This is a genomic window from Pseudomonas sp. RA_105y_Pfl2_P56 (assembly GCF_963970845.1).
Classification (GTDB): domain Bacteria; phylum Pseudomonadota; class Gammaproteobacteria; order Pseudomonadales; family Pseudomonadaceae; genus Aquipseudomonas; species Aquipseudomonas baetica_A.
The window spans coordinates 20,238-34,500 of sequence record NZ_CAXAPL010000004.1; the positions used below are offsets into that span (position 1 = coordinate 20,238).

The 14,263-nt window shown below is 59.6% G+C and carries 12 protein-coding genes; 11 read left to right on the top strand and 1 reads right to left on the bottom strand.

Annotation, left to right across the window (positions count from 1 at the left end; all coding sequences use genetic code 11):
• Positions 1-37 precede the first annotated feature (37 nt).
• Positions 38-1,150 (bottom strand): tRNA epoxyqueuosine(34) reductase QueG, encoded by a 1,113-nt coding sequence (gene queG, locus AACY11_RS04155; RefSeq protein WP_339433654.1) that lies wholly within the window; start codon positions 1,148-1,150, stop codon positions 38-40.
• A gap of 63 nt (positions 1,151-1,213) precedes the next feature.
• Between queG and AACY11_RS04160 the strand changes: the two genes are divergently transcribed.
• The 11 genes from AACY11_RS04160 (at position 1,214) to AACY11_RS04210 (ending at position 14,141) form a co-directional block, all read left to right on the top strand.
• Positions 1,214-2,713 carry an NAD(P)H-hydrate dehydratase gene (locus tag AACY11_RS04160; RefSeq protein ID WP_339433655.1) on the top strand — a complete coding sequence of 500 codons (1,500 nt, stop codon included), beginning with the start codon at positions 1,214-1,216 and terminating at the stop codon, positions 2,711-2,713.
• The gene (gene tsaE, locus AACY11_RS04165; RefSeq protein WP_339433656.1) at positions 2,701-3,171 is read left to right on the top strand and encodes a tRNA (adenosine(37)-N6)-threonylcarbamoyltransferase complex ATPase subunit type 1 TsaE; all 471 of its coding nucleotides are present in this window, start codon (positions 2,701-2,703) and stop codon (positions 3,169-3,171) included. The genes AACY11_RS04160 and tsaE overlap by 13 nt, the downstream gene beginning before the upstream one ends.
• 57 nt (positions 3,172-3,228) lie before the next feature.
• Positions 3,229-4,602, top strand: a complete 1,374-nt coding sequence (locus AACY11_RS04170; protein ID WP_445261467.1) for an N-acetylmuramoyl-L-alanine amidase — start codon at positions 3,229-3,231, stop codon at positions 4,600-4,602.
• On the top strand, positions 4,599-6,509 hold the full coding sequence (mutL, locus tag AACY11_RS04175) for a DNA mismatch repair endonuclease MutL (protein ID WP_339433657.1): 1,911 nt from the start codon (positions 4,599-4,601) through the stop codon (positions 6,507-6,509). Before AACY11_RS04170 ends, mutL begins: the two co-directional genes overlap by 4 nt.
• Entirely contained in the window at positions 6,509-7,480 is a 972-nt protein-coding gene (miaA, locus tag AACY11_RS04180) for a tRNA (adenosine(37)-N6)-dimethylallyltransferase MiaA (protein ID WP_339493931.1), read from the top strand. Before mutL ends, miaA begins: the two co-directional genes overlap by 1 nt.
• Positions 7,481-7,575: 95 nt before the next feature.
• On the top strand, positions 7,576-7,842 hold the full coding sequence (hfq, locus tag AACY11_RS04185) for an RNA chaperone Hfq (protein WP_095109354.1): 267 nt from the start codon (positions 7,576-7,578) through the stop codon (positions 7,840-7,842).
• A 12-nt stretch (positions 7,843-7,854) separates the two neighbouring features.
• Entirely contained in the window at positions 7,855-9,156 is a 1,302-nt protein-coding gene (gene hflX / locus AACY11_RS04190) for a ribosome rescue GTPase HflX (RefSeq protein WP_339433660.1), read from the top strand.
• A gap of 96 nt (positions 9,157-9,252) precedes the next feature.
• Positions 9,253-10,425 carry an FtsH protease activity modulator HflK gene (gene hflK / locus AACY11_RS04195; protein WP_339433661.1) on the top strand — a complete coding sequence of 391 codons (1,173 nt, stop codon included), beginning with the start codon at positions 9,253-9,255 and terminating at the stop codon, positions 10,423-10,425.
• Positions 10,425-11,294 (top strand): protease modulator HflC, encoded by an 870-nt coding sequence (gene hflC / locus AACY11_RS04200; protein ID WP_221733092.1) that lies wholly within the window; start codon positions 10,425-10,427, stop codon positions 11,292-11,294. The genes hflK and hflC overlap by 1 nt, the downstream gene beginning before the upstream one ends.
• Before the next feature lie 312 nt (positions 11,295-11,606).
• On the top strand, positions 11,607-12,794 hold the full coding sequence (locus tag AACY11_RS04205; RefSeq protein ID WP_221733091.1) for an ATP phosphoribosyltransferase regulatory subunit: 1,188 nt from the start codon (positions 11,607-11,609) through the stop codon (positions 12,792-12,794).
• 54 nt (positions 12,795-12,848) lie between these two features.
• On the top strand, positions 12,849-14,141 hold the full coding sequence (locus tag AACY11_RS04210) for an adenylosuccinate synthase (protein ID WP_221733090.1): 1,293 nt from the start codon (positions 12,849-12,851) through the stop codon (positions 14,139-14,141).
• Positions 14,142-14,263: the final 122 nt, after the last annotated feature.

Here is a 14,263-nt window from a genome sequence, read left to right on the forward strand (position 1 = left end):
AACGCGGCGAGGCAGTGTTCAGCATGAGCCGAGAGCCTCAATGTCCCGGCCAGGATTTGAGCACTTTACTGGCCGGTTCTGCGTGCACAGGTCGGGCATGCTGTTCCAGCGCCCACGCCACATGCTCTCTGACCAACTCTGACGGATAATCCCGTCGCGCCTTCAACGCTTCCAGCACCGCAATCGTTGAGGGCGCATTGCCCAGCCCCACGGCCAGATTCCGCAACCAGCGCTCATAGCCCGCTCGCCGCAACGGCGAACCTTCAGTGCTGCTCAAGAACTTCTCTTCATCCCACAAAAACAGCTCGGCCAATTCGGCGTTGTCGAGGTTGTGCCTTGGCTTGAAATCGCTTTCCCCGGAGGGCTTGGCGAAACGGTTCCACGGGCAAACGATCTGGCAGTCATCACAGCCAAATACGCGATTGCCGATCAGCGGGCGCAGGTCTTCGGGGATGGCGCTTTTCAGTTCGATGGTCAGGTAGGAAATACAACGTCGCGCGTCCAGCACATAGGGGCCGACGAAGGCATTGGTCGGACAGATATCGAGGCACGCGGTGCAGCGCCCGCAGTGTTCGGTGCTGTGCGGTTCATCTACCGGTAATGGCAGATCGACGAACAGTTCGCTCAAGAAGAAAAAGCTGCCGGCCTTGCGATTCAGCACCAGGGTGTTTTTACCGATCCAGCCCAGCCCGGCCTGTTCGGCGATGGCTTTTTCCAGCACCGGGGCACTGTCGACAAACGCGCGGAAACCGAACGGGCCAATCTCGGATTGAATCTTGTCGGCCAATTGTTGCACGCGTTTACGGATCAATTTGTGGTAATCGCGGCCCAAGGCATAACGCGACACGTAGGCTTTTTCCGGTTGCGCCAGCATTTGCGCCATTTTTGTGTCGCCGGGCAGATAGTCCATGCGCAGTGACACCACGCGCAATGTGCCCGGCACCAGCTCTTCGGGGTGCGAGCGTTTGCTGCCATGGGCGCCCATGTAGTCCATTTCGCCGTGGTAGCCGGCTTCGAGCCAGCGCTGCAGGTGCTGCTCATGCTCGGCCAGGTTCAGGCCGCTGATGCCGACTTGCTGGAAGCCCAGCTCGCGGCCCCATTCCTTGATGGATCGGGCGAGGGCGGGCAGGTCTGTAGTAATGGCGGACATGAGGCGAGAGAAACCGGAGCTGAGGTGCGTATAATTCTGCCAGACATCGGAGCCCGAAGACGCATGCCGCACACGAAAGATGAATTACCCGACGCGCTGTACGGCGCCGCACAGGTGCGCGAACTCGATGCACGGCTCATGGCTGCCGGCACACCGGGCTTCGAATTGATGCAGCGCGCGGCGCAGGCGACCTGGCGTTCGCTGGTTCGGCAGTGGCCCACCGCCAGCGAGCTGACCGTGCTTTGCGGCCATGGCAACAACGCCGGCGACGGTTATCTGGTCGCTGCCTTGGCGCGTCGGGCCGGTTGGACGGTGCAGGTGTTGGCGGTCGGCGACCCGCAACGCTTGCAGGGTGACGCAGCACAGGCGCACGCCGAGGCTTTGGCCGAGAGTGTCGTTGTGCAGGGCTGGAGTGCCCGGTCCGAGTTGCGCGGTGTGGTTGTCGATGCCTTGCTGGGCACGGGGTTGAGTGGCGAAGTGCGTGAGCCTTATGCCTCTGCCATCAATGCGATCAACGCCAGCGGCTTGCCTGTAACGGCGGTCGATATTCCTTCGGGATTGTGCGCGGATACCGGGCGAGTGCTGGGTGTTGCCGTGCGTGCCGATCTCACGGTGACGTTTATAGGCTTGAAAGTGGGGGTGTTCACGGGCGACGCGGCGGATCATGTCGGCAAGTGGGTGTTCAATGATCTGCAGGCCCCGGCTGAAATCTACAGTGACATTGCTGTCCGTGCCCGGCGCCTCAACGTAGCTAATCTTGCGCTATTGGGCCCTCGCGAGCCGACATCTCATAAGGGTTGCTTCGGTCATTTGCTGTTGGTTGGCGGCGATCATGGCTTTGGCGGGGCGATTCTGCTCAGCAGTGAAAGCGCTCTGCGCAGCGGTACGGGTATGGTGTCGTTGGCAACGCGCCCTGAGCATGTGCCGGCGGCGCTGACCCGCGTTCCTGAAGTCATGGCGCTCGGCGTTTCTTCGGCCAACCAGTTGATGGGCTTGCTGGAGAAGGTGTCGACGCTGGTCGTAGGGCCGGGGCTTGGACAGGCGAGTTGGGGCCGGGCGTTATTGTCAGCCGCCGCCAATGCGCCGTTACCGCAAGTATGGGATGCGGACGCGCTGAATCTGCTGGCGAGCGGTTTCGTCAGTCTGCCCAAGGATTGCGTGATCACTCCGCATCCCGGCGAAGCGGCACGTTTGCTGGGGATCAGCACCGCCCAGGTGCAGGCCGACCGCCCCGCCGCAGCGCTGGCATTGAGCAAAAAATACACCGCAGTGGTGGTGCTCAAAGGTGCTGGCAGCCTGATCGCGCACCCCGATGGTCGTCTGGCGTTGTGTCACCAGGGGCATCCGGCCATGGCCACTGCCGGGCTCGGCGATGTGCTGGCAGGTTTGACCGGCGCGTTGCTGGCACAAGGCATGGACGGTTTCGATGCCGCGTGCCTGGCGGTCTGGCTGCACGCCAACGCCGGGGCGCAACAAGGAAAATGCGGCCGTGGGCTGGCGGCCAGTGATCTGATTCCAGCCATTCGTCAGTTGTTGGAGGAGCTTGCACCGTGTCTGAAGTAACCCTGTACCTGGCCGATGAACAGGCCATGAGCGACTTTGGCGCACGGATCGCCCGCGTTACCCAAGGCCATGGCCTGATTTTTCTTGAGGGCAACCTGGGCATGGGCAAAACGACCCTGTCCCGGGGGATTATTCGTGGGTTGGGGCATGTCGGGGCGGTAAAAAGTCCGACCTTCACGTTGGTCGAGCCTTATGAGATGGGCGAAATCCGCGCCTTCCACTTCGACTTGTATCGACTGGTCGATCCGGAAGAGCTGGAGTTCCTCGGTATTCGTGATTACTTCGAGGACGATGCCCTGTGCCTGATCGAGTGGCCCGATAAAGGTGCAGGCTTTTTGCCAAAGCCGGACCTGACCATTACCATTAGCCCGCAAGACAGCGGGCGTTCGCTGAAAATTTCATCCCAAGGCTCGCGTGGCGAGGCCTGGTGTGCCGCTTTGGCATTGGAATCCAATTAAATGATGGGGTTAGGTATGCGCTTTCGCGCGTTGGTGGCTGCCGCTGGACTGTTGTTGATGGCAGTAACCGTCAACGCTTTGGCCGACTCAAAGGTCAACAGCGTGCGCCTGTGGCGGGCGCCGGACAACACGCGATTGGTTTTCGACCTGAGCGGCCCGGTGCAGCACAGTGTCTTCACCCTGACCGCTCCGGACCGGTTGGTAATCGACATCAATGGCGCCACCTTGGGGGCGCCTTTGAATGTACAGACTGCAAACACGCCGATCACGGCGATACGCTCGGCCCAGCGTACGCCGACCGACCTGCGAGTGGTCGTCGACCTGAAGAAAGCCGTCACCCCGAAAAGCTTCTCGCTGGCGCCGAATGCGCAGTATGGCAACCGTCTGGTGGTCGACTTGTTCGATAACCCGGCCGACGCCGCGCCGCCGCCTGCGCCAACGCCATCGGTGGCCACCGTACCGGCGGTGCCAGTCACCCCGACAAAGCCCGAAATCAAGTTGCCGCCAGCCCCGGCTGGCAAGCGCGACATCATTGTGGTGATCGATGCCGGCCATGGCGGCGAAGACCCGGGAGCATCCGGCTCGCGCGGTCAGCGTGAGAAAGACGTGGTGTTGCAGATTGCTCGCGAATTGCAGCGTCAGGTCAACGGGATGAAAGGCTTCCGTGCCGAATTGACCCGTACCGGTGACTATTTCATCCCGTTACGTGGTCGTACCGAAATCGCCCGCAAGAAGGGCGCCGACCTGTTCGTTTCGATTCACGCCGACGCTGCGCCTTCCGCGGCAGCCTTTGGTGCTTCGGTGTTTGCCCTGTCTGATCGCGGTGCTACGTCGGAGACCGCCCGTTGGCTGGCCGACAGCGAAAACCGTTCCGACCTGATCGGTGGTGCCGGTAACGTCAGCCTCGACGACAAGGACCGCATGCTGGCAGGCGTGCTGCTCGATCTGTCGATGACCGCGTCGCTGACCTCCAGCCTCAACGTCGGCCAGAAAGTCCTGACCAACATCGGCCGGGTTACGCCGTTGCACAAACAGCGCGTCGAGCAGGCCGGTTTTATGGTGTTGAAGTCGCCGGACATTCCGTCGATTTTGGTTGAAACCGGCTTCATCTCCAATGCCAAGGAAGCCTCGAAGCTTGCTGCATCGAGCCACCAGCAGGCGCTGGCACGGTCGATCAGCAGTGGCGTGCGCCAGTTCTTCCAGCAGAATCCACCGCCGGGAACTTACATTGCCTGGCTGCGTGATTCGGGGAAAATCGCCAAGGGACCTCGGGATCACCGGGTAAGCCCGGGTGAAACGCTCTCCATGATCGCCGTGCGTTATCAGGTGTCGCCAGTCACGTTGCGCAATGTCAACAATTTGAAAAGCGATGAACTGAAGGTTGGTCAGCACTTGACCATTCCTGGCACCGAACTGGCGTCCAAAGAATGAATCAGGAGCTGAGCGCAGCCCGCATCGAACTGCTCAGTCCACGGCTGGCGAACCAGATTGCCGCCGGTGAGGTGGTTGAGCGTCCGGCTTCGGTCATTAAGGAACTGTTGGAAAACAGCCTCGATTCTGGTGCCAAACGCATCGACGTCGATGTCGAGCAGGGCGGCGTCAAACTGCTGCGAGTGCGTGATGATGGCAACGGTATTTCTGCCGATGATCTGCCGTTGGCTCTGGCCCGTCACGCCACCAGCAAGATCCGTAATCTCGAAGACCTCGAACAGGTCATGAGTCTGGGTTTTCGCGGTGAGGCACTGGCATCAATCAGCTCTGTCGCGCGTCTGACCCTGACCTCGCGCACCCGTGATGCCGATCAGGCCTGGCAGGTCGAAACCGAAGGCCGGGACATGGCGCCTCGGGTTCAGCCAGCGGCACACCCGGTCGGTACGTCGGTGGAAGTGCGTGACCTGTTCTTCAATACCCCTGCGCGGCGTAAATTTCTCAAGACCGAAAAAACCGAATTCGATCATCTGCAAGAGGTGATCAAGCGCCTGGCGCTGGCGCGTTTCGACGTGGCTTTCCATCTGCGCCACAACGGCAAGACCATTCTCAGCCTGCACGAAGCCCATGATGACGCGGCCCGCGCACGACGTGTGGCGGCCATCTGTGGTTCTGGTTTTCTTGAACAGGCGTTGCCGATCGAGATCGAACGCAACGGTTTGCACCTGTGGGGCTGGGTCGGTTTGCCGACCTTCAACCGTAGTCAGGCAGATTTGCAGTATTTCTTCGTGAATGGTCGCGCGGTGCGCGACAAACTGGTGGCCCACGCGGTGCGTCAGGCGTATCGCGATGTGCTGTTCAACGGCCGTCATCCGACCTTTGCGCTGTTTTTCGAGGTCGATCCGGCGGCAGTGGACGTCAACGTGCACCCGACCAAGCACGAAGTGCGTTTCCGTGATGGACGCATGGTGCATGACTTCCTCTACGGCACGCTGCACCGTGCTTTGGGCGATGTGCGCCCGGAAGACCAACTTGCCGGCGCCGTCACCACTGCCATCGTCAGGCCAAGCGGCCTTGATGCCGGTGAATTCGGACCTCAGGGCGAAATGCGCCTGGCGGCCAATGCGCTGCTTGAGCAACCGCAGGCGCAACCGACGCTCAATGCCTCCTCTGGCGCCAGCGCTGGCGGCGCTTATCAGTATCAATACACGCCACGTCCGCAATCTGCGATGCCGCCGGCCGCCGAGGCTCAGGCCGCCTACCGGGAGTTTTTTGCGCCGCTGCCTGAAGCGAATGCCAACGCGCTACCCGCTGGACAGGAAGACATTCCACCGCTCGGTTACGCGCTGGCGCAGCTCAAGGGTATCTATATCTTGTCCGAGAACGCCCAAGGCCTGGTACTGGTGGACATGCATGCCGCTCACGAGCGGATCATGTACGAGCGCCTTAAGATCGCCATGGCCAGCGAAGGCCTCAGCGGCCAGCCGTTGCTGGTGCCGGAGTCGCTGGCGGTCAGTCAGCGCGAGGCCGACTGCGCCGAAGAGCACGCAGCGTGGTTCCAGCGTTTGGGTTTTGAATTGCAGCGCCTGGGCCCGGAGACGCTGGCGATTCGGCAGATTCCGGCCTTGCTGAAGCAGGCTGAAGCCAACCGTTTGGTCGGCGATGTGCTGTCGGACCTGATGGAATACGGCACCAGCGACCGGATTCAGGCGCACCTGAACGAACTGCTCGGCACCATGGCCTGCCACGGCGCGATCCGCGCCAACCGGCGCCTGGCCTTGCCCGAAATGAACGGCCTGCTGCGTGACATGGAAAACACTGAGCGCAGCGGTCAATGTAATCATGGCCGGCCGACCTGGACCCAATTGGGTCTGGACGATCTGGACAAACTGTTCTTGCGCGGTCGTTGATGAAGCAGCTTCCTCCAGCGATTTTCCTGATGGGCCCGACCGCTGCGGGCAAGACCGACCTGGCCATCGAACTGACCAAAGTGCTGCCGTGCGAGCTGATCAGCGTCGATTCCGCGCTGGTCTATCGAGGCATGGACATTGGCACGGCCAAACCCTCGAAAGAGCTGCTGGCTGAATTTCCGCATCGTTTGATCGACATTCTCGACCCGGCTGAAGCCTATTCGGCTGCGGATTTCCGTCGCGATGCCCTGCAAGCGATGGCAGAGATCACCTCCCGCGGGAAAATTCCGCTGCTGGTCGGCGGCACAATGCTCTATTACAAGGCTTTGGTCGAAGGTCTGGCCGATATGCCGGCCGCCGATCCCGAGGTGCGTGCGCAAATCGAAGAAGAGGCTGCACGCCTTGGCTGGCAAGCCCTGCACGATCAATTGGCGGTGATCGATCCGGTGTCTGCAGCGCGTATTCATCCGAACGATCCGCAACGCTTGAGTCGGGCGCTGGAAGTTTATCGGGTCAGCGGTCAGAGCATGACTGCCCTTCGCCAGCAACAATCTGTGCAAAGTACTGAAGCATCAGCTTCTGGTCAGCAACAATTGCCCTATACTGTCGCAAACTTGGCCATTGCCCCGGCAAATCGCCAGGTATTGCATGAGCGTATTAAACAAAGATTCACAAATATGCTGGAACAGGGGTTCATCGACGAGGTCGTAGCCCTGCGTAAAAGAAGTGACCTGCATTCAGGGTTGCCGTCTATACGTGCGGTAGGCTATCGCCAAGTCTGGGATTATCTGGATGGCAAGCTGACGTTGGCCGAAATGCAGGAGCGCGGTGTCATCGCCACGCGCCAATTGGCCAAGCGCCAGTTCACCTGGCTGCGCAGTTGGGAAGATTTACACTGGCTGGACAGTCTTGATTGCGACAATCTGCCACGCGCCTTGAAATACCTTGGGACCATCTCCATATTGAGCTGAGTCCTTGCAATTGCCGTCTATCCTTGGGGGTGTGGCGGCCAAAGCCATCTGAATTACCTATTTTTTATTATTGAATCCTTAAAGGAGTGCGGCACATGTCAAAAGGGCATTCGCTACAAGACCCTTACCTGAATACTTTACGTAAAGAGAAAGTTGGGGTTTCCATCTACCTGGTCAACGGTATCAAACTGCAAGGCACGATCGAGTCGTTCGACCAGTTCGTGATCCTGCTGAAAAACACCGTCAGCCAGATGGTCTACAAACACGCTATCTCGACAGTAGTGCCGGTTCGTCCAATTCGTCTGCCTAGCGCAACCGAAAACGAACAAGGCGACGCTGATCCAGCTCCGGGTAACGCCTGATAGGAGTCTCCTTTGTTCTTTGAGCGCCACGGTGGTGGTGAGCGAGTCATCCTCGTTCACTTGGATGGACAGGACCCTGAGGCGCGCGAAGATCCGCAGGAGTTTCAGGAACTGGCTAATTCGGCGGGCGCCGAGACCGTTGCGTTTTTTAACGTGCCGCGTCATCGGCCAACCGCCAAATTCCTGATTGGCAGCGGCAAGGTCGAGGAGCTACGCGACCTGGTCCATGCCGAGAAGGCCGATCTGGTGATTTTCAATCACATTCTCACGCCCAGTCAGGAACGTAACCTCGAACGTGTTTTCGAGTGTCGCGTGATCGACCGCACCGGTTTGATTCTCGATATTTTCGCCCAACGCGCCCGTACCCATGAGGGCAAGCTCCAGGTCGAACTGGCCCAGCTTGACCACATGAGCACCCGGCTGGTTCGTGGCTGGACTCACCTTGAGCGTCAAGGTGGTGGTATCGGCATGCGTGGTCCGGGTGAAACCCAGCTGGAAACCGACCGCCGTCTGCTGCGGGTTCGCCTGCGACAGATCAAGGGCCGCCTGGAAAAAGTACGCAGCCAGCGCGAGCAATCGCGACGCGGCCGATCGCGTGCGGATATTCCTACCGTCTCATTGGTGGGGTATACCAACGCCGGTAAATCGACGCTCTTCAATAACGTGACGAAATCCGACGTGTACGCGGCTGATCAGTTGTTTGCCACGCTGGACCCGACCTTGCGCCGTCTGGAACTGGACGACCTGGGGCCGATCGTTCTGGCCGACACTGTGGGTTTCATACGTCACTTGCCCCACAAGCTGGTCGAAGCATTTCGGTCTACGCTCGAAGAGTCCAGCAACTCTGATTTGCTGTTGCATGTGATCGATGCGGCCGAGCCGGATCGCATGTTGCAGATCGAGCAGGTGATGGTGGTGCTGGGTGAGATCGGGGCGCAAGACTTGCCGATCCTTGAGGTATACAACAAACTCGATCTGCTTGAGGGTGTTGAGCCGCAGATCCAGCGCGATGCCGATGGCAAACCGCAGCGGGTCTGGTTGTCGGCGCGGGACGGTAGTGGTCTGGAGTTGCTTGAGCAAGCCATTGCCGAGTTGCTCGGCAGTGATTTGTTTGTGGGAACCTTGCGCTTGCCGCAGCGATTCGCTCGACTGCGTGCGCAGTTCTTTGAGCTCGGTGCGGTGCAGAAAGAAGAACACGACGAAGAAGGCATCTGTCTGCTGGCCGTTCGTTTGCCCCGGGTCGAGTTGAATCGACTGGTAAGCCGCGAAGGATTGCAGCCGATGGAGTTCATCGAGCAACACACTTTGCAATAAAAGCCTGAAAAAGCGGTTGTGCCGTGAAGGCAGGCATTCTGTAGCATTGGTCGGCGCGCCGTGGGTGCGTCTTTGCTTTATCAGATGGAGAGCGCTATGGCTTGGAATGAGCCGGGTGGCAACTCGAACAATCAGGATCCTTGGGGTGGCAAGCGCCGCAATAATGGCGACCGCAAGGGGCCACCAGATCTCGACGAGGCCTTCCGTAAGCTGCAGGAAAGCCTGAACGGGTTGTTCGGTGGTGGTAAGAAACGTGGTGATGACGGCGGTGGTTCGGGCAAGAGTGGAGGCGGCTTCGGCGGTCTGCTCGGCATCGGACTGGTCGTGCTGGCGGCTGTCTGGCTGTACAGCGCGGTCTACGTAGTCGACGAGCAGGAGCAAGCCGTCGTGCTGCGCTTCGGCAAATACTACGAAACCGTTGGCCCGGGTCTGAACATCTATTTCCCGCCGATCGATAAAAAGTACATGGAAAACGTTACGCGTGAGCGTGCCTATACCAAGCAGGGTCAAATGCTCACCGAAGACGAGAACATCGTCGAAGTGCCGCTGACCGTGCAGTACAAGATCAGCAACCTTCAGGACTTCGTGCTGAACGTCGATCAACCTGAAATCAGCTTGCAGCATGCAACCGACAGCGCCCTGCGCCATGTGGTGGGTTCGACCGCCATGGACCAGGTGCTGACCGAAGGTCGTGAGTTGATGGCCAGCGAAATCAAGGAGCGTCTGCAACGCTTCCTCGATACCTATCGCACCGGTATCACCGTGACTCAGGTGAACGTACAGAACGCGGCAGCCCCGCGTGAAGTGCAGGAAGCCTTCGATGACGTGATCCGCGCGCGTGAAGACGAACAGCGTTCGCGCAACCAGGCGGAAACCTACGCCAACGGCGTCGTGCCTGAGGCGCGTGGTCAGGCCCAGCGTATCCTTGAGGATGCCAACGGTTACCGCGACGAAACGGTCTCTCGCGCCAAGGGTGAGGCAGATCGCTTCACTAAACTGGTCGCCGAATACCGCAAGGCACCTGAAGTTACCCGTGAGCGTCTGTACCTGGACACCATGCAGGAAATCTTCAGCAATACCAGCAAGGTGCTCGTGACTGGTAACAAGAACGGCCAGAGCAACCTGCTGTATTTGCCGCTGGACAAGATGATTCAGAGCGGTTCGGGTAGCAATGCGCCGGTCGCCGGTTCGGCTGCTGCCAGTAAAAACTCGGATGTCACGCCGCATGTCACTGACCTGCCGCAGTCGCGTACAAGGGAGACCCGCTGATGAGCAATAAATCGCTGATCGCCCTGATCGTTGGCGTCGTTGTGGTATTGGTTGGCTGGAACTGCTTCTACATCGTGTCTCAGACCGAGCGCGCGGTTATGCTGCAATTCGGTCGTGTGGTAGAGGCCGATGTTCAGCCAGGTCTGCATGTGAAAGTGCCTTACGTTAACCAGGTGCGTAAATTCGACGCACGTCTGATGACGCTGGATGCACCGACGCAGCGCTTCCTGACCCTGGAAAAGAAAGCCGTGATGGTCGATGCTTACGCCAAGTGGCGTGTGAAAGATGCCGAGCGCTTCTACACCGCGACTTCCGGCCTCAAGCAGATCGCCGACGAGCGTTTGTCCCGTCGTCTGGAATCCGGCCTGCGTGACCAGTTCGGTAAACGCACCCTGCATGAAGTGGTATCCGGTGAGCGCGACGCGCTGATGGCTGATATCACTGCTTCGTTGAACACGATGGCCGAGAAAGAGCTGGGTATCGAGGTGGTCGATGTCCGGGTCAAGGGTATCGATCTGCCGAAAGAAGTTAACCGCAGCGTGTTCGAGCGTATGAGCACCGAGCGTGAGCGTGAAGCTCGCGAGCACCGCGCCAAGGGTAACGAGCTGGCTGAAGGCATCCGTGCCGACGCCGATCGTCAACGCCGCGTTCTGCTGGCTGAAGCCTATCGTGAATCCGAAGAGGTTCGTGGTGACGGTGATGCCCAGGCTGCTGCGATCTACTCCAAGGCCTACGGTCAGGATCAGGAGTTCTACGCTTTCTATCGTAGCCTGCGTGCCTACCGTGAAAGCTTCGCGAACAAATCCGACGTCATGGTCCTCGACCCAAGCAGCGACTTTTTCCGTTACCTGGAAAAGTCCAAGCCTTGATACGACGTTGACCTGAATCATTCCGCCCGGCGGCTAAAACCTCGGGCGGGGTGATCCTTTGGGAAAACGTGTGTATGATGCGGCAGCCGGGAAATTCCCGGCTTTTTTGCGTCTGCACGTTTGATTGCTGTTTTTGCTGCAGAACATCGGGCTGAATAGCTCGACAGTTTTTCGAGGAAAGTGATGGGCGAGGCCGGTATCAGGCCTTTCGCTGCGTCGTTCATGCGCGTGCGTTTTGAATGGCCCGATCATTTTCTGCTTCACTCAAGGCTCGCCCTAGTGCTGGCCGCCCGGATCAAAGGGGAAGGCGTAATGGCAACGGTAGACCGCTGGCTGCTGCCAGATGGCATCGAAGAAGTACTGCCACCGGAAGCTGCGCGCATTGAAGTGGCGCGTCGTCAGGTGTTGGATCTGTTCCAGAGCTGGGGTTACGAGTTTGTCGTGACCCCCCATATCGAGTACCTGGAATCCCTGCTGACCGGCGCGGGCCAGGATCTGGATCTGCGTACCTTCAAGGTCATCGACCCGCAATCGGGCCGGCAGATGGGGTTCCGTGCCGACATCACGCCGCAAGTGGCGCGCATCGACGCACACACCCTGCGTCGCGAAGGCCCGAGTCGTCTGTGCTACGCCGGTAGCGTGCTGCATGCCCAGCCGCGTGCACTGTCGTCTTCTCGCAGCCCGATCCAGTTGGGTGCCGAGTTGTACGGCGACGCCAGCCCGAGCAGCGACGTTGAAGTGATCAGCCTGATGCTGGCCATGCTGCACCTGGCCGATGTGCCGGATGTGCACATGGACCTTGGCCATGTCGGCATTTACCGTGGTCTGGCGCGCGCCGCCGGCCTGTCCGGTGAAGTTGAGCAGCAGTTGTTCGATGCGCTGCAACGCAAGGCGATCGACGAGGTCATTACGTTGACCGAAGGCTTGCCGGCCGATCTGTCCGGCATGCTGCGTGCGCTGGTCGACCTGTGTGGTGGCCGCGAGGTGCTGGTCGCCGCACGTGAGCGTTTGGCCAATGCGCCGGCGCCGGTGCTGGCGGCACTGGAAGATTTGCTGGCAATCGCCGAGCGTCTGTCGGCGCGATTCCCGCAGTTGCCGCTGTACTTTGATCTGGGCGAGCTGCGCGGCTACCACTACCACACCGGTGTGGTGTTCGCGGTGTTCGTGCCGGGCGTTGGCCAGTCCATCGCTCAAGGCGGTCGTTACGACGACATCGGCGCCGACTTCGGTCGCGCCCGTCCGGCGACCGGCTTCTCTACCGATTTGAAAACCCTGGTGACCCTGGGGCGTGCTGAAATCGAGCTACCGTCTGGCGGTATCTGGATGCCTGACAGTACGGATGCGGCACTCTGGCAGCAGGTTTGCCAGTTGCGCAGTGAGGGTCAGCGTGTTGTTCAGGCGTTGCCTGGACAACCTTTGGCCGCCGCCCGTGATGCGGACTGCGACCGGCAATTGATTCAGCAGAACGGGCTTTGGCAAGTATCGCCACTGGCTTCTTGAGTTTTCCTGCCGGCCATCGCCGGCACCAAGTTTGCGCGAATGAGGACAAGTGTTATGGGTAAGAATGTCGTAGTCCTGGGCACCCAGTGGGGTGATGAGGGCAAAGGCAAGATCGTTGATCTGCTGACCGAACATGCTGCCGCCGTAGTGCGCTACCAGGGTGGCCACAACGCTGGTCACACCTTGGTGATCGACGGCGAAAAAACCGTCTTGCACCTGATCCCGTCGGGCGTATTGCGCGAAGGCGTGCAGTGCCTGATCGGTAACGGCGTGGTGGTTGCACCTGACGCTCTGATGCGGGAAATCAACAAGCTGGAGGAGAAAGGCGTGCCGGTGCGCGAGCGCCTGCGTATCAGCCCGTCTTGCCCGCTGATCCTGTCCTACCACGTTGCGCTGGATCAGGCCCGTGAGAAGGCCCGTGGCGAGCTGAAGATCGGTACGACCGGTCGCGGCATCGGCCCGGCTTACGAAGACAAGGTTGCACGTCGCGGTCTGCGCATCGGTGACCTGTTCCACCGCGAGCGTTTCGCCGCCAAGCTGGGCGAGTTGCTGGATTACCACAACTTCGTACTGGTCAATTACTACAAAGAGCCGGCCATCGACTTCCAGAAGACTCTCGACGAGTGCATGGAATACGCTGAGCTGCTCAAGCCGATGATGCTCGACGTCACTGCCGAACTGCACGACCTGCGTCGCGCTGGCAAAGACATCATGTTCGAAGGCGCCCAAGGCTCGCTGCTGGACATCGACCACGGTACCTACCCGTACGTCACCAGCTCCAACACCACGGCCGGCGGCATCGCCACCGGTTCGGGCGTTGGTCCGATGTTCCTGGACTACATCCTCGGCATCACCAAGGCTTACACCACTCGTGTAGGTTCGGGTCCTTTCCCGACTGAACTGTTCGACGACGTTGGCGCATTCCTGGCCAAGCGTGGCCACGAGTTCGGTGCAACCACCGGTCGTGCCCGTCGTTGCGGCTGGTTCGACGCCGTCATCCTGCGTCGCGCCATCGATGTGAACAGCATCTCGGGCCTGTGCCTGACCAAGCTGGACGTACTGGACGGTCTGGAAACCATCAACATCTGCGTTGGCTACAAGAACGCTGATGGTGCAGTGATCGACGCACCAACTGACGCTGATAGCTACATTGGCCTTGAGCCGGTGTACGAGCAAATGCCGGGCTGGAGCGAATCGACCCTGGGTGCCAAGACCCTGGAAGAGCTGCCACAGGCTGCGCGTAACTACATCAAACGCATCGAAGAGCTGGTCGGCGCGCCGATCGACATTATTTCGACGGGCCCGGATCGCAACGAAACCATCGTTCTGCGCCATCCGTTTGCTTGATAAGTCGTTGATGTAAAAAACAAAGGCCCCTTAATTGGGGCCTTTGTCGTTTATGCCTGTTGGACGGCATGACCTTTGCTGTGATTCTGTCTACAAGAGTGCCATCAAATTAATGGCGTCAG

Excerpts from the sequence above, each read along its gene's own strand:
- queG (WP_339433654.1), bottom strand. The coding sequence starts at position 1,150 with ATGTCCGCCATTACTACAGACCTGCCCGCCCTCGCCCGATCCATCAAG.
- AACY11_RS04160 (WP_339433655.1), top strand. The coding sequence starts at position 1,214 with ATGCCGCACACGAAAGATGAATTACCCGACGCGCTGTACGGCGCCGCA.
- AACY11_RS04170 (WP_445261467.1), top strand. The coding sequence starts at position 3,229 with ATGGCAGTAACCGTCAACGCTTTGGCCGACTCAAAGGTCAACAGCGTG.
- mutL (WP_339433657.1), top strand. The coding sequence starts at position 4,599 with ATGAATCAGGAGCTGAGCGCAGCCCGCATCGAACTGCTCAGTCCACGG.
- miaA (WP_339493931.1), top strand. The coding sequence starts at position 6,509 with ATGAAGCAGCTTCCTCCAGCGATTTTCCTGATGGGCCCGACCGCTGCG.
- hfq (WP_095109354.1), top strand. The coding sequence starts at position 7,576 with ATGTCAAAAGGGCATTCGCTACAAGACCCTTACCTGAATACTTTACGT.
- hflK (WP_339433661.1), top strand. The coding sequence starts at position 9,253 with ATGGCTTGGAATGAGCCGGGTGGCAACTCGAACAATCAGGATCCTTGG.
- hflC (WP_221733092.1), top strand. The coding sequence starts at position 10,425 with ATGAGCAATAAATCGCTGATCGCCCTGATCGTTGGCGTCGTTGTGGTA.
- AACY11_RS04205 (WP_221733091.1), top strand. The coding sequence starts at position 11,607 with ATGGCAACGGTAGACCGCTGGCTGCTGCCAGATGGCATCGAAGAAGTA.
- AACY11_RS04210 (WP_221733090.1), top strand. The coding sequence starts at position 12,849 with ATGGGTAAGAATGTCGTAGTCCTGGGCACCCAGTGGGGTGATGAGGGC.